This window comes from Pseudomonas sp. MRSN 12121 (assembly GCF_000931465.1).
Lineage (GTDB): Bacteria > Pseudomonadota > Gammaproteobacteria > Pseudomonadales > Pseudomonadaceae > Aquipseudomonas.
In genome coordinates, this window is the sequence record NZ_CP010892.1 from 3,189,392 (window position 1) to 3,204,616 (window position 15,225).

Below are 15,225 nucleotides of genomic sequence, written 5' to 3' on the forward strand. Positions count from 1 at the left end.
AGGGTGGATCAGAACCACATGCGCACACCGAGCACCAGCCGGGCTTCGTTGCTGTCTTCGCCTTCTTCCCGGGCGTAGTCGGCGCTCTTGCCGTAGCTGCGGTTCCAGGTCACGCCGATGTAGGGCGCGAACTGGCGGTGCAACTCGTAACGCAGGCGCAGGCCGGCTTCCAGGTCGGAAAGGCCCGAGCCGATGCCCCGTTGCGGGTCGTTCTTGCCATACAGGTTGACCTCCGCGGTGGGCTGCAGGATCAGGCGGTTGGTCAGCAGGATGTCGTACTCGGCCTTCAGGCCCAGCGCGCTCTGGCCGCCTTCGCCCAGGTAGGCGGTGACCTCGCTTTCGAAGTTGTACAGGGCCATGCCTTGCAGCCCGAGGGCGGCCCAGGTCTGGGGCGCGCCGGGCTTGAAGTCCTGGCGCACGCCGCTGACCACATCCCACCAGGGGCCGATGGCATGCCCCCAGAGCGCCTCGACCTGGGCGCTTTCGGTCCGGCCGTTGCTGCGTTCGCCCTCGCTGCGCAGCCACAGCCGGTCGATGTCGCCGCCGATCCAGCCGTTCAGGTCCCAGGCCAGGGCACTGCCGTCATCGGCGTCCTGGTACTCCAGGCGATCGACCAGCCAGAACGAGTTGATGGCCTTGTCGTGCACCCCGTGGCCGGCCACGGGCGGGAAGGCGGCCTGGCGATCGGCGTCGGTGAGCACCGGGATCGGCGTGCGGCTCTGGGGCGGGGCCGGCGAATCCATCATCTGCATGGGTTCGCCGTCCATGCCGGTCATCTGGCTGTGGTCCATGCCCGGCATGGCGTCGTTCGGCTGGGCGGCCGCCGGCGCGGGCGCGTGGCGCATCGTCGAGTGGTCCATGGCCTGGGCGGCGTGCAGCGTGCCGGCACCGAGGCCGAGCAGGGCGGTCAACAGGGTCAAGGCGTTTTTCGGCATCATGCGGCGCTCCCGGCTTCGTCCACGCGTACTTCGCGAAACATGCCCATTTCCATGTGAAACAGCAGGTGGCAGTGGTAGGCCCAGCGCCCGAGGGCGTCGGCGGTCACCCGATAGCTGCGCTTGCTGCCCGGTGGCATGTCAATCGTGTGCTTGCGCACCAGGAAGCGTCCCTGTTCGTCTTCCAGGTCGCTCCACATGCCATGCAGGTGGATGGGGTGGGTCATCATGGTGTCGTTGACCAGGGTGATGCGCACCCGCTCGCCGTAGGTCAGGCGCACCGGTTCGGCATCGCTGAACTTGATGCCGTCGAACGACCAGGCGAACTTCTCCATGTGCCCGGTCAGGTGCAGCTCGATGGTGCGGCTCGGCTCGCGCCCGTCGGGGTCTTCGAAGGTGCTGCGCAGGTCGGCGTAGGTCAGCACCCGGCGGCCGTTGTCGCGCAGGCCGATGCCGGGGTCGCCGAGTTTCGGGGTCGGGCTCATGGTCTGCATGTCCACCAGCGGGTTGCCGTCTTCCGAGGCTGGGTGGCTCTGCATGGCAGCGCCCATCGCGCCGTGGTCCATGCCCGACATGCCGGCCATGCCGCTGTGATCCATGCCCTGCATCTGGCTGTGATCCATCCCAGCCATATTGCCGTGATCCATGCCTTGCATCTGGCTGTGGTCCATCCCGGCCATGCTGCCGTGGTCCATGCCCTGCATCTGGCCATGGTCCATGCCGGGCATGGCGCCCATGCTGCCGTGATCCATGCCCATGTCGGCCATGCTGATCAGCGGCCGCGGGTCCAGGGGCGGGATGTCCGCGCTCAGCCCGGGGCGCTGGCTCAGGGTGCCGCGGGCGTAGCCGGTGCGGTCCATGGACTGGGCGAAGAGGGTGTAGGCCTCCAGCGCGCCGGGCTCGACCAGTACGTCGTAGGTTTCCGCCACGGCGATGCGCAACTCGTCGACGCTGACCGGCTGCACGTATTGGCCGTCCGCGGCGACCACGGTCATCTTCAGCCCGGGAATGCGCACATCGAAGTAGCTCATGGCCGAGCCGTTGATCAGGCGCAGGCGCAGTTTCTCGCCGGGCTTGAACAGCCCGGTCCAGTTGCCGCCCGGGCTCTGGCCATTGATCAGGTAGGTGTAGGTATGGCCGCTGACGTCGGCCAGGTCCGTGGGGCTCATGTTCATCTGCGCCCACATCTTGCGGTCGGCGAGCGTCGCCGCCCAACCGTCGCGGCTGACGTCCTCGATAAAATCGCCCACGGTGCGCTTGTGGAAGTTGTAGTAGCCGGACTGCTTTTTCAGGATGTGCATCAGGCGTTCCGGGGCTTCGTCGCTCCAGTCGCTGAGCATCACCACGTAGTCGCGGTCGTAGTCGAAGGGTTCCGGCTCGCGGGCCTCGATCACCAGCGGCCCGTAGACCCCGGCTTGTTCCTGCAAGCCGGAATGGCTGTGGTACCAGTAGGTGCCGTTCTGCTGGACCTTGAAGCGGTACTCGTACATCCCGCCCGGGGCGATGCCGTGGAAGCTCAGGCCCGGGACGCCGTCCATGTTGGCCGGCAGGATCAGGCCGTGCCAGTGGATCGAGGTGTCCTGCTGTTCCAGGCGGTTGCGCACCCGGATGGTCACGGTGTCGCCTTCGCGCCAGCGCAGCAGCGGGCCGGGCAGGCCGCCATTGATGGTCATCGCCGTGCGCGGCGTGCCGCTGTAGTTGACCTGGGATTCACCGATGAACAGGTCGAACTGCTGGCCGCTGAGTGCCGGCAGTTGGCCGTCGGCGCTGCGCGCCCAGAGCGGTTGCTGCCAGAGTCCGGTGCCGGCCAGTACGCCGCCGGCGGCCAGGCCCTTGATAAAACTGCGTCGTGTGGGTTTTACGTGCATGCCCCAAGGCTCCCTCGATCCTGGTGTGTCAGGTTGGGGCTGACCTTAAGGGGGCTGGCCTGTCAGGAAACTGAGGATGACATTACAGATTTGTCAGCGAAGGCAGGGGGGGCCGTAACAGGCGGTAATCAAAGCCGGCTCCAGGATTTCGCGCAGTGCTATATAAAAGACGCTCGCCCTCGACCCGTCCTGAACAGAGAGATCTCCATGAACAGACTTTTGCCCCTCGCGGCCCTGGCCCTGGCGTTCACCGCCCAGGCCCAGGCGGCGTACACCGAGCAGGAACAGCGCAACAAACTCACGGTGCTGGAGTTTTATGAGCAGGGCCTGAACCGCAAGAACTTCGAGGCGGCGGCGCCTTACCTGGGCGAGCGCTACATCCAGCACAACCCCAATGCCGAGGATGGCGTGGAGGGCTTTCGCAAGTTCGTCGCCTTCCTCAAGCAGCGCTATCCGGACTCGCGCAGCGAGGTCGAGCAGGTGTTCGTCGATGGCGACTTCGTTATCCTGCATGTGCGGAACACGGGCAGGGTGCCGGGTGAGATCAAGTCGATCATCGACATCTTCCGCCTGGAGCAGGGCAAGATTGTCGAGCACTGGGACAGCATTCAGACGGTGCCGGAAAAGTCGGCCAATCCCAATGGCATGTTCCTCGGCAAGTAAGGGCCGGGGTCAATCACCGGCTTGCTCCAGTTTGTTCTTGAGGTTGACCAGGGCCTGCGCGGACGACTGCTCCATGCGGGTGCGCAGGCCGCTCAGGTTGAGGTCGGTGGAGTAATGCAGGGTGCGCTTGAACAGCGTGCCTTCCCCCTGTTTGCTCAGGTGATAGTGGACCGAACCGTCCACCGCGGCGGAGCTGAACAGGGTCTTGAATTCCTTGGGAAACACCGCGACCAGCACCCGGCAGCTCATCGGGACCTGCACCGCCAGCAGGTCGATGGTCTCGCTGAATCGGTGCCCCGCCGGCAATGAACCTGCCAGGCCCGTGTCGGCCCGCAGGGAAGTCGGGTGCCATTCGCACCAGCGATCCGGTTGCGTCACGTAGTAATAGACAGTATCGATCGGCGCGTCGATGTAGAGCTCATGGCAGATGAGCTCTTCTGTCAGATGCTGCTGACGTTGTCCCACCATGCACCTCCTTGTGTCAGGAACACTGGAATCCGGAATTTCAAATATAGATGCCCGCGCGCCGGGCATGGGACGCGCAAGCGACCGTTCAGCGGACTTCACATGGGCGTCGCTCGCGGCTTGCCGGCAGGCCGGTGGGAGAGCGCCGTCGACAGGTGCAAGAACGGCCTGCGGTGCCGCTCCGGTGACATTCAAGGGCGCGCTAATGCCTGCTGGGTGGTCTGCAGAATAGGGTTCAACCCATTGTTTCTAATGGGGAAAATTCAGGTTTTCGGCATTTGTATCGAGAATGTACGAAAATTGTAAAAAGTCGAAATATTTGTTGGAGCCCCGTCCCGGGCTGCCGATACTCCGGTCAATGTTTTCCCCCCCCATCAGGTTTCCAGGCCTGCCTGGGTTGGATTGACGCGATCTTCCTAGGCCGCGCAAGGCACCGAAGGCAGCAGAAAACCGAGACACAGGAGTCTTATATGACAATCGGAAATGTCGGCGGCTGGACCAGCAAGGCCGGTCTGCTGGTGCAGGACACCGGCGTCCGCGGCAAGCCGGTCAGCCAGAGCACCAAGGTCAAGCAGATGCTCGCCATGGTCGGCCAGAACCCGCTGGCGCTGAACGTGTTCAAGATGGACGAAATGAAACTGCACAAGCAGATCAAGGGTTTCGATCCGGAGAACGTCAGCGCCAAGCAACTGGGCAACATGAGCACCTTCCTCAAGGAGAAGGGCCTGATCAGCGACGTGACGGCCATGACGCTGCTCAACGCCGGCGACAAGTTCGACCGCTTCGGCGTGCAGAAGGACCCGGAAGCCAAGTTCAATGCCCTGGAGTACTTCGCGATCCAGCTGGACACCATCCAGAGCAATAACCTCAAGGGCAACAAGTACGCCAACTACCTGATCCCCGAATACAAGAAGGCCATCTACGTGCTGCAGAACCTGCAGAGCTATGGCAAGGGCAACGGCACCACGGTGACCGACAAGAACCGCTCCACCAAGGCCTGATGCGATAAGAAAAGCCCTCGACCGAGCGATCGGCCGAGGGCTTTTTTGTGCCTGGCGCCTAGCGGTCGAGCAGGGCCATCACCGCTTGCGGGTAGCGCTCGCCGGCGGTGGCGTCGGGGGTGAAGATCCGTTCCAGGGCCAGCAGCTCTTCAGGGTCCAGACGCACGTCCAGCGCGGCGACGTTCTCTTCCAGGTACTTGCGCTGCTTGGTGCCGGGGATCGGGATCAGGTAGTCGCCCTGCGCCAGCACCCAGGCCAGGGCCAACTGTCCGGCGCTGATGCCGCGGGCGGCCGCCAGCTGTTTCACCTGTTCCACCAGACGCAGGTTCTTGGCGAAGTTTTCGCCCTGGAAGCGCGGGCTGAAGCGTCGGTAGTCGTCGGCGGCGAAATCGTCGGGGCTCTTCAGGGCGCCGGTGAGGAAGCCGCGCCCCAGCGGGCTGTAGGGCACGAAGGCGATGCCCAGGCGCTGGCAGGCGGCGAGGCAGCCGTTGTCTTCCTGGTCGCGGCTCCACAGCGAGTATTCACTTTGCAGGGCGCTGATCGGATGCACCTTGTGGGCTCGCTCCAGCGTCGCCGCCGAGGCTTCGCTGAGCCCCAGATAACGCACCTTGCCGGCCTGCACCAGCTCGGCCATGGCGCCGACGGTTTCCTCGATGGCCACGTCCGGGTCGATACGGTGCTGGTAATACAGGTCCAGGGTCTCGACCCCGAGGCGTTGCAGGGTGCCGTCGATCGCCTGGCGCACATACTCGGGCCGGCCGTTGACGCCGCGGGCCGCCGGGTCGCCGGGGTTGCGGACGATGCCGAACTTGCTGGCCAGGAACACCTGCTCGCGCTTGCCGCGGATGGCCTGGCCGATCAGCGTCTCGTTGCTGTGTGGCCCGTACATGTCGGCGGTATCCAGCAGGTTGACCCCCAGTTCCAGCGCGCGATGCAGGGTGGCGGTGGCTTCCCGGGTATCGGTGCCGGTGGTGTAGAAATCGGTCATGCCCATGCAGCCAAGGCCGATGGCGGAAACCTGCGGGCCGTTCTTGCCCAGTTGACGAGTTTGCATGGGAGAAGCTCCTGAGGGGGAATGTGCGGCCATTGTCATCCTCGACAAAAACTGGATAAACCGGCTAAAAGCGCTATCACTATTCGTCAATTCCGAATAATCCAGCACAGGCCAAGCCAATGGACCGTTTTAACGCCATGCGCGTCTTCACCCGGATCGTCGACCTCGGCGGCTTCGCCAAGGCCGCCGACAGCCTGCAATTGCCCCGCGCCTCGGTGACGGTGCTGATCAAGCAACTGGAGGCGCACCTGGGCGTGCAGTTGCTGTTGCGCACCACCCGCCAGGTCACGCCGACCCTGGACGGCGCCGCCTATTACCAGCGTTGCGTGCGCCTGCTGGCGGACCTGGAGGAAACCGAGGCGGTGTTTTCCGCCACGCGCCACAACCCGCGGGGCACCTTGCGCGTCGACATGCCGGCCGGGGTCGGCCGGCTGCTGGTGATCCCGGCCTTGCCGGCGTTCTCCGAGCGGTATCCGTTGATCGACCTGGAAATCGGCCTCAACGACCGGCCGGTGGACCTGATCCGCGAAGGGGTGGACTGCGTGTTGCGTGGCGGCCAGAGCCTCGACGATTCGCTGGTGGCCCGGCCACTGCTGTTGATGGAGCAGGTGACCTGCGCCAGCCCTGCCTATCTGCGCCAGCGTGGGGTGCCGCGCAGCCTGGACGATCTGGCCGGGCACCAGGCGATCGAGTATTTCTCCAGCGTCAGCGGCAAGCGCTATGGCCTGGAGTTCGAGACCCAGGGCCAGGTGCTGCTGCCCAAGCTGCCGCGGCAGGTGTCGGTCAACAGCGCCGACGGCTACCTGGCCGCCTGCGAAGCCGGCTACGGGCTGGTGCAGACGCCTTACTACCATGTCGCCCAGCTGTTGGCCGAAGGGCGCCTGAGCGAAGTGCTCAGGCACATCCCGCCACCCAGGCTGCCGCTGACCGCGCTGTACCCGGCGCATCGCCACCTGTCGACGCGGGTCAGGGTCTTCGTCGACTGGCTGGTGGAGCTGTTCGCCCGGCCGGGCATCCATAACACCCGGCTCGATTGAGGCCGACGCAGCAGCCGCAAAACCAGGCAACACCGTGTGCCGGTCTCATCAGCCCAGGCACCAACAAAAACGCCCGCAATCAGGCGGGCGTCGGGTGGTGTCGAGTGGCTGGACGGTGTCACGGCGTCATGCCGAGTGCCGGAGCGGCCAACGCTCAACGGCGATAGTGGTAATCGTGGTCGCCATCGTAATGACGGTGATGCCAGCCGTCGTGAGGGAAAATGATGCAGCCGGACAGGGTCAGCATCGCCAGCAGGGGAATCAGCAGTGTGATTCGACGGAACATTGCACGGTCCTCAAAGGCCTTCGGGGTTAAAACCGCCGTAGTGCAGCGAAAACTCTCCGGCGGCTGTAACATGAGACCCCGTTTGCCCGCGCCCATCCCCGATTCTCGGTAGGTGCTTGGCATCTGTTTCGATACAAAGCCGATACAGTCGGCTCAGGAACCCCTAATGACCCAGAAGCAACGCTTGATCTATTCGATTGTGATTTCCCTGGTGGTACTGGGAATCATGCTTGGCCTTTCCTACCTGCAGAACGCGGGCGTGATCACCGAGAAGACCTTCCAGTACATCGCCATCGGCGTGGCGGTGACCGTGGTCGTGCTCAACGGCGTGATGCGCCGCAAGGTCAAGCCTTGACCCCTCCCGACGGCCTCAGTCGCGGCCGTCGAGTATGGCTTCAGCCTGTTGGTGCAGGCTGAAGCTCTTGTCGGCATTGAGGGTGATCACGCCTTCGCTGCACAGCCGCTTCAACACCTCGCGCACGCTGAGGAACGACAGCGGGATATCCAGCTCCAGCAAATGACTGTGAATGCCGCGCACGCCCAGGGCGCGATGGTTTTCGGCCGCCTGTAGCAGGGCATCGATGACTTTCAGGCGAATCAGGCTGGTGCGCAGGCCGAAGCTCTTGAGCAGGTGCCTGATGCGTTCGTTGCGGTTGCGTTCGGCGTGCTTGCCGAAAACACCGGTCCCGGCGTTGAGGGTGGACGTGGGGTGTGCGGTGTGGCCATCCGTTGGCAGTTGCGGGTCGTACATGCAAAAACTCCTTTTCAGAGCCTGATCAGGAAAGTGACGGCTGCTCTCTAGTAACTAGACGAACGAGCCGGGCAAATCATGAAAAATTGGCTGTAGAAAATTCGTCAGCGTTGCGTGATCGCCAGGTCAAAGGCGCTGCGCCTGTACCTGGGTTAAATTTTTCCACGCGGGTTCGTCTGTAAGGGCAGGCGAGGCCCGGCTGATGCCGGGGCGCGCCGTTTCATGGGCTGGAATCCGTGTCCTTCAGTGCGCTCCTCGCGTGCCACGCCAGCCCGGGCCCGGTGTTTTTTCAATCAGGAGTCGGCGTGATTATTTCCAGGCAGTTGCCCAGGTTTTGCCTTGCGGGTTCGTTTCTCGGGCTGGGGCTCGCGGGGGCGCTCATGGGCTGGAGCCTTGCGGCCCAGGGGCGGGAAGCGCAGGCCGGCGGGGCGAGCGCGGAAATCCGTCGTACCGCGTTCGGCGTCCCGCATATCCGTGCCACCGACGAGCGCGGGCTGGGCTATGGCATCGGTTATGCCTACGCCCAGGACAACCTGTGCCTGCTGGCCAACGAAGTGCTGACGGTCAATGGCGAGCGCTCGAAGTATTTCGGCCCGCAACAGCAGACCCTCGAACAGCGCGAGAACCTGGCCAGCGACCTGTTCTTCAACTGGCTGAACACCCCGCAGGCGGTGTTCGGTTTCTGGCAGGCCCAGACGCCGCAGGTACGGCAACTGATCGAAGGTTATGTCGCCGGCTACAACCGCTCCCTGGCCGAGCGCCAGGCCCAGGGCCTGCCCGAACAGTGCCAGGGCGACTGGGTCCGGCCGTTGACGGCCCTCGACCTGGTCAAGCTGACCCGGCGCCTGCTGGTGGAAGGCGGGGTCGGCCAGTTCGCCGAAGCGCTGGTGGCCGCGACGCCACCGTCGGCCACGGCGCAAGTCGAACCTGCGGCCCGGGTCTTCGCCCAGGCCGAAGGCCGCAACCAGCGTTTTGCCCTGGACCGGGGCAGCAACGCCGTGGCCGTGGGCCGCGAGCGTTCGTTCAACGGCCGCGGCCTGTTGCTGGCCAACCCGCATTTCCCGTGGGTAGGCGGCATGCGCTTCTACCAGATGCACCTGACCATTCCCGGCCAGCTGGATGTCATGGGCGCCGCCTTGCCCGGCCTGCCGATGATCAATATCGGATTCAGCCAGCACCTGGCCTGGACCCACACGGTCGACACGTCCAAGCATTTCACCCTGTACCGCCTGCAACTGGACCCGAAGGATCCGACCCGCTACCTGCTCGATGGCCAGTCGCTGCCGCTGGACAAGCAGACGCTCGAGGTGACGGTGAAGGGCGAGGATGGCCAGCTCGCCAGCACCCGCCACAGTGTGTACAGCTCGGTGTTCGGTCCGGTGGTGCAGTGGCCCGGCAAGCTCGACTGGGACCACCGCTTCGCCTACAGCCTGCGCGACGCCAACCTGGAGAACGACCGGGTGCTGCAGCAGTGGTACGCGATGAATCAGGCGCACAGCCTCAAGGCATTGCAAGCCTCGGTGCACCAGCTGCAAGGCATTCCCTGGGTCAATACCCTGGCCGTGGATGACCAGGGCCAGACCCTGTACATGAACCAGTCGGTGGTGCCCAACGTCAGTGCGGAAAAACTCGCGCAATGCAGCGATCCGCGGATCGGCACGCAACTGATCGTGCTCGACGGCTCCCGCAGCGCCTGTGCCTGGGACATCGACCCGGCAGCCGCGCAACAGGGCATTTACCCGGCCAGCCAGCTGCCGCAATTGCTGCGCAGCGATTACGTGCAGAACTCCAACGATTCGGCGTGGATGGTCAACCCGGAGGCGCCGTTGCAGGGGTTCTCGCCGCTGATCAGCCAGCAGGACCTGCCGCTCGGGCAGCGCGCGCGATTCGCCCTGAACCGCCTGATCGGCACCGGCCAGGGCGCGCCGCTGAGCGCTGCCGACCTGCAGCACATGGTGATGGACGACCAGGTGTATCAGGCCGGGCAAGTGATGCCGGACCTGTTGCAGTTCTGCGCCGCCGACCTGGGGCGCGACGCGGCGACCCTGGCGCCGTTGTGCGCCAGCCTCGAGGCCTGGGACCGCAGCGCCAATTTGCACAGCGGGCTGGGCTTCGTGCACTTCCAGAACGTCATGGAGCAACTGGAAGCGGTCGACGAGCGCTGGCGCGTGCCTTTCGATGCGCGCGACCCGCGGCACACGCCGCGCGGCCTGGCAATCGATCGCCCGGCCGTGGCCAAGGCGCTGCGCGAAGCGATGCTGGCGTCGGTGCAGCAGGTGGCCGAGGCGGGCTTGCGGGCCGACAGCCGCTGGGGCGATATCCAGGTGGTCAGCAGTGGCGGCCGGCAGACGCCGGTCCACGGCGGGCCGGCCAGCCTGGGGGTGTACAACGCGATCCAGAGCGTGCCCGGCGCCGATGGCAAGCGCGAAGTGGTCAGCGGCACCAGCTACCTGCAAGTGGTGAGCTTCGACGACCAGGGGCCGCATGCCCAGGGACTGCTGGCGTTCTCGCTGTCCAGCGACCCGGCGTCGCCGCACTCGCGGGATCAGACCGAGGCCTTTTCGAAAAAGCAGTGGAGCGTGCTGCCATTCACCGAGCAGCAGATCCAGGCGGACCCGCAGTACCGGTTGCAAGTGATTCGGGAAGACGATCAGCGAGTGAACAAGGTCGCGGCGCAGTAAGCGGCTGCCACCGGGTGACAACCGAAGGCCGCACCCGCGAGGGTAGCGGCCTTCAGCTTTTTGGCGTGGTGCCCGGCAACGAGTTGATCACCGGGTTGCCGTCCTGGTTACGGGTCAGGTACACCGGCAGCACTTTGGGCAGCGTGGTCACCAGGCTCTTGACCGCGGTGGTGTCGTAGATGCCACCGACGCGAATCGCGCCGGTGGCGCTGTCGGCGAGCATCACCGGGGTGCTGAGGTAGCGGTTGATCAATGGCAGGGCTTCGCCGAGCGCCAGGTTGTCCAGCACCAGCTTGCCCTGGCGCCAGGCCAGCGAGGTGTCGCCGGCATAGGTCTGGCTGATCTGCGGCTGGTAATCGCCCTGGCGATAACGTGCCTGCATGCCCGGATCGAGACGGAAACCGCCGTCGGGGTGGCGGCTGTCGCTGTTCACCAGCACCGAACCTTCGAGCAGGGTGACCCGTACCTGATCCTCGTACATCCACACGTTGAACTGGGTGCCGGTGACGCGGACCTGGCCGCTGGCCGCCTTGACCACGAAGGGGTGGCTGCTGTCGTGGGCGACCTTGAAGAAGGCTTCGCCCTTGTTCAGGGTGACGCGGCGCTGGTCCTTGTAGTTGCTGTAGGTCAGTTCGGTGCCCAGGTTGAGTTCGACCTGGCTGCCATCGGCCAGGGTCACCTGGCGCACGCTGCCGTCGGCCTGGAAGCGTTCATAAGAGGAGGGCAGCCAGCCCAGGCTCCAGCCGCCGTAGGCGAGCAATGGCAAGGCCATCGCGCTGATCGCCGCGGCCAGGCCATAGGTTCTCCACGAGGTGCGCGAGGCAGGCTGGGGACGCACCGGGGCGGGCGGGCGCGGCAGGTGGTCGGCGACGTCCCAGATTTCCTGCATCGCTTCGTATTCGAAGGCATGCAGCGGGTGGGCAGCGCGCCATTGTTCGAAGGCCTGGCGTTCGGCGGCCGTACAGTCCGCGGCATGCAGACGCATGCACCACTGCGCGGCGGCATCGGTGATGGCGTCGTATTCGGCTTCTGTAAGGTGCTGTTCGCTCATTGGCTCTTCCTGGTTTCGCGCATTCTACCCTTCGCAGCCAGGCTTGGAGAACCGCCGTCATGGCCGATGCATATCAAAGTGGAACTATTTTTTTGCCCCATGCCCTAAAAACACAGGACTTTCGCAATCAGTATCCACAGATGGAGTGAAAAAATGATCAAGAACACATTGGCCGCCGTCATTGCCACTGCCACCCTGTTGAGCGCCGGTGCGGCGCTGGCCGACCGTCCCGGAGCCGGCTGGGTGAGCATCGAAAAAGCCATCGAGACTGCCAAGACCAAGGCCGGCTATATCGAGATCTACAAGATCGAGGCCGACAACGACGGCTATTGGGAAGGCGAAGGTCGCAAGTCCGACGGCGTGGTCTATGAATTCCGCATCGACGGCGCTTCGGGCAACGTCATCCGCGACCAGAAAGACTGATGTTCCTCTCCGGGCGCCGGCTCTGCCGGCGTCCACCCTGGCCCGCCCGCGGCCTGCCCAGCCTGTACCCTCCTGTCATTTCCCGGCATTGCCCGCACGCCGCCCCGGTCGAGGTTGACAGGGCGCGCGCAAAGCGTTGTTTAATCGGCGGGCGCACTTACCCCTGTGCATCCTCATGCGCTGTAGCCCAGTCCAATAATTAATCCGGAGCTTCAGATGTCAGTATCGCCCCCGACTGTTGATATGCCCGTTGAACACCTGTCGCTCGAGGCGCTGGTGCAATTGCTGGAAACCATCTTCGTGCGCCATGGCACCAGCGCCGAGGTCGCCAGTTGCCTGGCGCGCAACTGCGCTGCGGCCGAGCGCGACGGGGCCCACAGCCATGGCGTGTTCCGCATTCCCGGTTATGTCTCGACCCTCAAGAGTGGCTGGGTCGATGGCCAGGCCGTGCCGGTGGTCGAAGACGTGGCCCCGGCCTTCGTCCGGGTCGATGCCGGCAACGGTTTCGCCCAGCCGGCGCTGGCGGCGGCGCGCGCGCTGCTGGTGGAGAAGGCGCGCCACGCCGGCATCGCGATCCTGGCGATTCGCAATTCCCATCATTTCGCCGCGCTGTGGCCGGACGTCGAGCCCTTCGCCGAGGAAGGGCTGGTGGCCCTGAGCGTGGTCAACAGCATGACCTGCGTGGTGCCCCACGGCGCCGATCGCCCCCTGTTCGGCACCAACCCCATCGCCTTCGCCGCGCCCCGGGCCGGTGGCGATCCCATCGTCTTCGACCTGGCCACCAGCGCCATCGCCCACGGCGACGTGCAGATCGCCGCGCGCAAGGGCGAACGCTTGCCGGCGGGCATGGGGGTGGACGGCCTCGGCCAGCCCACCGACGACCCCAAGGCCATTCTCGAAGGCGGCGCCTTGTTGCCGTTCGGCGGGCACAAGGGGTCGGCGCTGTCGATGATGGTCGAGCTGCTGGCGGCGGGCCTGACGGGGGGCAACTTCTCGTTCGAGTTCGACTGGTCGAACCATCCGGGGGCGAAGACGCCCTGGACCGGCCAGTTGTTGATCGTCATCGATCCCGGCAAGGGCGCCGGGCAGAACTTCGCCGAACGCAGCCAGGAACTGATCAGGCAGATGCATGGGGTGGGGCTCAAGCGCCTGCCGGGGGACCGGCGCCATCGCCAGCGGGAGAAGTCCGGGCGCGAAGGGATCGCCTTGCCGGCCAGCGAGCTTCGGCAGTTGCGCGAACTCGCCGGGCTTTAAGAACAGCGACCCCCTGTAACGCAAGGACCAGGCGAGCATGCCGCTGGCCTGGTCCTGTCGTTTGCTGCGTGGCGGGATCGCCGGGGTTACGAACGACGCCCCAGCAACAGGCCCACCACCAGGCCCACCCCGGCGGAGATGGCCACGGTCTGCCACGGATGGCCGCCGATGTACTGCTCGGTGGCGTCCACCACCGGCTTGCTGCGTTCGCGCACGCTGGACACCGACTCCAGCGCCTGCTTGAGTTTCAGCCCCACTTGCTGGCGCAGTGTTTCGCCTTCCTCACCCACCAGCGACGCGCTGTTCTTCAGCAGTTTTTCCGATTCCTCGATCAGCGCCTGCAGCTCGCTGAAAGCCTGGTCCTTGATTTGTTCGTCAGCCGCTTGCGCGGCGGGTTTACGAGCCATTGTGTTACTCCTTGCGGGTCAGTGATGCGATGAAACAATGGAGTCGCGGGGCTGGCGAAAAGTTGCAGCTATTTTTCCGCCCGGGCCCGATGCCAGCGGGAAAACCCTGGCCGTCACAGTGTAAGATGTCGGCTATTTTACGCAGCAGGAAATTCCCATGAGCTTCAATCTGGCCAACAAGACTCTCGCCGAGCGCGCAGAGATCGAAGATGAAAAGTCCCGTCTGTTCGAGTTGTGGCAGAGCAACCTGGGCAAGGCCAAGGGCGAAGCCGCACGACTGTTCGGCGAGCGCGCCAAGCGCAAGGGCAAGTGGGCCGAATGGGTGCGTGCCGAGCTCGACGGCATGTCGCCACCGGAATACGCCAACATGGTGCGCAGCGAAGTCAATCGGTTGATGGCGGCGAACAAGTAGCTTCGAAACTGGCGACGATCGCCTCGCGCACTTTCAGCACCACCGGGTCGATCTGCGCGCTGGTGCGCCAGCCCAGTTCGATCGGGTAGCGCGGCAGGTCCAGCGGGCAGGGCAGCAACGCCAGCCCGGTGAGCGCGGCGATGCTGCGCGCGGCGTGCGCCGGAATGGTCGCCACCGCCTGGCTGCCCTTGAGCAGATGCGGCAGCGCGGCGAAATGCGTGGTCGAGGCGCATACCTGGCGGCTCAGCCCCAGGGCCGCCAGGCCCTCGTCGGTAATCCCGATAAAGCCTTGCGACGACACCAGCAGATGCTCGCGGGCGACGAATTCGTCGAGCTCGATGCGCTGCTGGCCCGGCCGCAGGCTCGCCGGGTCCGCCAGGCACAGGTAGCTGCCTTCTCCCAACACCTGGCGACTGAGCATGCGTTCGGCGAAACCGCCGGCGCTGATGGCCAGGTCGATGCCGCGCTGCAACAGCGCCTCGCCGACGATCTGGCTGTGGCTCTGGCGAAAGATCAGGCGCAGTTTCGGCGCCCGCCGGGCGACTTCCTCGATCAGCCGCCGGCCGTAGGCAATCTCGAAATCATCCGACAGCCCGATCGCCACCGAGCGGCCCTGGTAATGGCTGGCGTGGGGATCGACCATCGCCAGGCTCTGCCGGCATTTGTTCAGCGCCTCGCTGACCACCGGCTTGAGCTGGTTGGCGCGCAAGGTCGGCGCCAGGCCGCGTCCGGTACGCACGAACAGCTGGTCGCCGTACAACTCGCGCAGGCGCCGCAACGCTGCGCTCATCGCGGACTGGGTGACCCCCAGGCGCAGGGCGGCGCGGCTGGCGCTGGATTCGTCATGCAGGGCTTCGAAGGCCTTGAGCAGGTTGAGGTCGACCTGGGCGATATTCATCTGGTTCATATCATTCAGTATCCGAATGGGCTTCCGGCA

17 protein-coding genes are annotated in these 15,225 nt (G+C 65.0%); 8 read left to right on the plus strand and 9 right to left on the minus strand.

The window, feature by feature from the left end:
* Nucleotides 1-8 precede the first annotated feature (8 nt).
* Both TO66_RS14450 and TO66_RS14455 read right to left on the minus strand, forming a co-directional pair.
* Nucleotides 9-938, minus strand: coding sequence for a copper resistance protein B (locus tag TO66_RS14450; protein ID WP_044462964.1), 930 nt, complete (start codon nucleotides 936-938; stop codon nucleotides 9-11).
* Complete coding sequence (locus TO66_RS14455) at nucleotides 935-2,803, minus strand: copper resistance system multicopper oxidase (RefSeq protein ID WP_044462965.1); 1,869 nt, start codon at nucleotides 2,801-2,803, stop codon at nucleotides 935-937. The genes TO66_RS14450 and TO66_RS14455 overlap by 4 nt, the downstream gene beginning before the upstream one ends.
* Before the next feature lie 207 nt (nucleotides 2,804-3,010).
* On the opposite strand from TO66_RS14455, the gene TO66_RS14460 reads away from it, so the two are divergent.
* The gene (locus TO66_RS14460; RefSeq protein WP_044462966.1) at nucleotides 3,011-3,466 is read left to right on the plus strand and encodes an ester cyclase; all 456 of its coding nucleotides are present in this window, start codon (nucleotides 3,011-3,013) and stop codon (nucleotides 3,464-3,466) included.
* Nucleotides 3,467-3,475: 9 nt separating this feature from the next.
* Here the strand turns inward: TO66_RS14460 and TO66_RS14465 are convergent, their stop codons facing one another.
* Complete coding sequence (locus TO66_RS14465; RefSeq protein ID WP_044466034.1) at nucleotides 3,476-3,931, minus strand: SRPBCC family protein; 456 nt, start codon at nucleotides 3,929-3,931, stop codon at nucleotides 3,476-3,478.
* Between the two features lie 470 nt (nucleotides 3,932-4,401).
* Here TO66_RS14465 and TO66_RS14470 point away from each other — a divergent pair, with 470 nt between their 5' ends.
* The gene (locus TO66_RS14470; RefSeq protein WP_044462967.1) at nucleotides 4,402-4,932 is read left to right on the plus strand and encodes a hypothetical protein; all 531 of its coding nucleotides are present in this window, start codon (nucleotides 4,402-4,404) and stop codon (nucleotides 4,930-4,932) included.
* A 58-nt stretch (nucleotides 4,933-4,990) separates the two neighbouring features.
* Here TO66_RS14470 and TO66_RS14475 read toward each other — a convergent pair whose 3' ends face one another.
* On the minus strand, nucleotides 4,991-5,986 hold the full coding sequence (locus TO66_RS14475) for an aldo/keto reductase (protein ID WP_044462968.1): 996 nt from the start codon (nucleotides 5,984-5,986) through the stop codon (nucleotides 4,991-4,993).
* 119 nt (nucleotides 5,987-6,105) lie between these two features.
* Between TO66_RS14475 and TO66_RS14480 the strand changes: the two genes are divergently transcribed.
* Entirely contained in the window at nucleotides 6,106-7,023 is a 918-nt protein-coding gene (locus tag TO66_RS14480) for a LysR family transcriptional regulator (protein ID WP_044462969.1), read from the plus strand.
* A 154-nt stretch (nucleotides 7,024-7,177) separates the two neighbouring features.
* Here the strand turns inward: TO66_RS14480 and TO66_RS33965 are convergent, their stop codons facing one another.
* A complete protein-coding gene (locus TO66_RS33965) occupies nucleotides 7,178-7,309 on the minus strand; it encodes a hypothetical protein (RefSeq protein WP_256243589.1) in 132 nt (43 codons plus the stop codon).
* Nucleotides 7,310-7,475: 166 nt separating this feature from the next.
* Between TO66_RS33965 and TO66_RS14485 the strand changes: the two genes are divergently transcribed.
* Nucleotides 7,476-7,664, plus strand: a complete 189-nt coding sequence (locus tag TO66_RS14485; RefSeq protein WP_044462970.1) for a hypothetical protein — start codon at nucleotides 7,476-7,478, stop codon at nucleotides 7,662-7,664.
* A 15-nt stretch (nucleotides 7,665-7,679) separates the two neighbouring features.
* Here the strand turns inward: TO66_RS14485 and TO66_RS14490 are convergent, their stop codons facing one another.
* Nucleotides 7,680-8,060, minus strand: a complete 381-nt coding sequence (locus tag TO66_RS14490; RefSeq protein WP_044462971.1) for a fe2+ zn2+ uptake regulation protein — start codon at nucleotides 8,058-8,060, stop codon at nucleotides 7,680-7,682.
* Between the two features lie 305 nt (nucleotides 8,061-8,365).
* On the opposite strand from TO66_RS14490, the gene TO66_RS14495 reads away from it, so the two are divergent.
* The gene (locus TO66_RS14495) at nucleotides 8,366-10,741 is read left to right on the plus strand and encodes an acylase (RefSeq protein WP_044462972.1); all 2,376 of its coding nucleotides are present in this window, start codon (nucleotides 8,366-8,368) and stop codon (nucleotides 10,739-10,741) included.
* Nucleotides 10,742-10,793: 52 nt separating this feature from the next.
* Here TO66_RS14495 and TO66_RS14500 read toward each other — a convergent pair whose 3' ends face one another.
* A complete protein-coding gene (locus TO66_RS14500) occupies nucleotides 10,794-11,792 on the minus strand; it encodes a FecR family protein (RefSeq protein WP_044462973.1) in 999 nt (332 codons plus the stop codon).
* 153 nt (nucleotides 11,793-11,945) lie between these two features.
* On the opposite strand from TO66_RS14500, the gene TO66_RS14505 reads away from it, so the two are divergent.
* Together TO66_RS14505 and TO66_RS14510 are read left to right on the plus strand one after the other, a co-directional pair.
* Nucleotides 11,946-12,215 carry a PepSY domain-containing protein gene (locus TO66_RS14505; protein ID WP_044462974.1) on the plus strand — a complete coding sequence of 90 codons (270 nt, stop codon included), beginning with the start codon at nucleotides 11,946-11,948 and terminating at the stop codon, nucleotides 12,213-12,215.
* Between the two features lie 216 nt (nucleotides 12,216-12,431).
* A complete protein-coding gene (locus tag TO66_RS14510; RefSeq protein ID WP_044462975.1) occupies nucleotides 12,432-13,469 on the plus strand; it encodes an Ldh family oxidoreductase in 1,038 nt (345 codons plus the stop codon).
* Nucleotides 13,470-13,555: 86 nt separating this feature from the next.
* Here TO66_RS14510 and TO66_RS14515 read toward each other — a convergent pair whose 3' ends face one another.
* Complete coding sequence (locus TO66_RS14515; protein WP_044462976.1) at nucleotides 13,556-13,876, minus strand: YqjD family protein; 321 nt, start codon at nucleotides 13,874-13,876, stop codon at nucleotides 13,556-13,558.
* Nucleotides 13,877-14,033: 157 nt separating this feature from the next.
* On the opposite strand from TO66_RS14515, the gene TO66_RS14520 reads away from it, so the two are divergent.
* Nucleotides 14,034-14,288 (plus strand): hypothetical protein, encoded by a 255-nt coding sequence (locus tag TO66_RS14520; RefSeq protein ID WP_044462977.1) that lies wholly within the window; start codon nucleotides 14,034-14,036, stop codon nucleotides 14,286-14,288.
* On the opposite strand, the gene TO66_RS14525 is transcribed toward TO66_RS14520, so the two are convergent.
* Nucleotides 14,260-15,195 (minus strand): LysR family transcriptional regulator, encoded by a 936-nt coding sequence (locus TO66_RS14525; RefSeq protein ID WP_044462978.1) that lies wholly within the window; start codon nucleotides 15,193-15,195, stop codon nucleotides 14,260-14,262. The genes TO66_RS14520 and TO66_RS14525 overlap by 29 nt on opposite strands.
* Nucleotides 15,196-15,225 lie beyond the last annotated feature (30 nt).

What these genes read in the sequence shown, in the direction of transcription:
- TO66_RS14450 (WP_044462964.1), bottom strand. Translation starts at nt 938, where the DNA reads ATGATGCCGAAAAACGCCTTGACCCTGTTGACCGCCCTGCTCGGCCTC.
- TO66_RS14455 (WP_044462965.1), bottom strand. Translation starts at nt 2,803, where the DNA reads ATGCACGTAAAACCCACACGACGCAGTTTTATCAAGGGCCTGGCCGCC.
- TO66_RS14460 (WP_044462966.1), top strand. Translation starts at nt 3,011, where the DNA reads ATGAACAGACTTTTGCCCCTCGCGGCCCTGGCCCTGGCGTTCACCGCC.
- TO66_RS14470 (WP_044462967.1), top strand. Translation starts at nt 4,402, where the DNA reads ATGACAATCGGAAATGTCGGCGGCTGGACCAGCAAGGCCGGTCTGCTG.
- TO66_RS14475 (WP_044462968.1), bottom strand. Translation starts at nt 5,986, where the DNA reads ATGCAAACTCGTCAACTGGGCAAGAACGGCCCGCAGGTTTCCGCCATC.
- TO66_RS14480 (WP_044462969.1), top strand. Translation starts at nt 6,106, where the DNA reads ATGGACCGTTTTAACGCCATGCGCGTCTTCACCCGGATCGTCGACCTC.
- TO66_RS33965 (WP_256243589.1), bottom strand. Translation starts at nt 7,309, where the DNA reads ATGTTCCGTCGAATCACACTGCTGATTCCCCTGCTGGCGATGCTGACC.
- TO66_RS14485 (WP_044462970.1), top strand. Translation starts at nt 7,476, where the DNA reads ATGACCCAGAAGCAACGCTTGATCTATTCGATTGTGATTTCCCTGGTG.
- TO66_RS14490 (WP_044462971.1), bottom strand. Translation starts at nt 8,060, where the DNA reads ATGTACGACCCGCAACTGCCAACGGATGGCCACACCGCACACCCCACG.
- TO66_RS14500 (WP_044462973.1), bottom strand. Translation starts at nt 11,792, where the DNA reads ATGAGCGAACAGCACCTTACAGAAGCCGAATACGACGCCATCACCGAT.
- TO66_RS14505 (WP_044462974.1), top strand. Translation starts at nt 11,946, where the DNA reads ATGATCAAGAACACATTGGCCGCCGTCATTGCCACTGCCACCCTGTTG.
- TO66_RS14510 (WP_044462975.1), top strand. Translation starts at nt 12,432, where the DNA reads ATGTCAGTATCGCCCCCGACTGTTGATATGCCCGTTGAACACCTGTCG.
- TO66_RS14515 (WP_044462976.1), bottom strand. Translation starts at nt 13,876, where the DNA reads ATGGCTCGTAAACCCGCCGCGCAAGCGGCTGACGAACAAATCAAGGAC.
- TO66_RS14520 (WP_044462977.1), top strand. Translation starts at nt 14,034, where the DNA reads ATGAGCTTCAATCTGGCCAACAAGACTCTCGCCGAGCGCGCAGAGATC.
- TO66_RS14525 (WP_044462978.1), bottom strand. Translation starts at nt 15,195, where the DNA reads ATGAACCAGATGAATATCGCCCAGGTCGACCTCAACCTGCTCAAGGCC.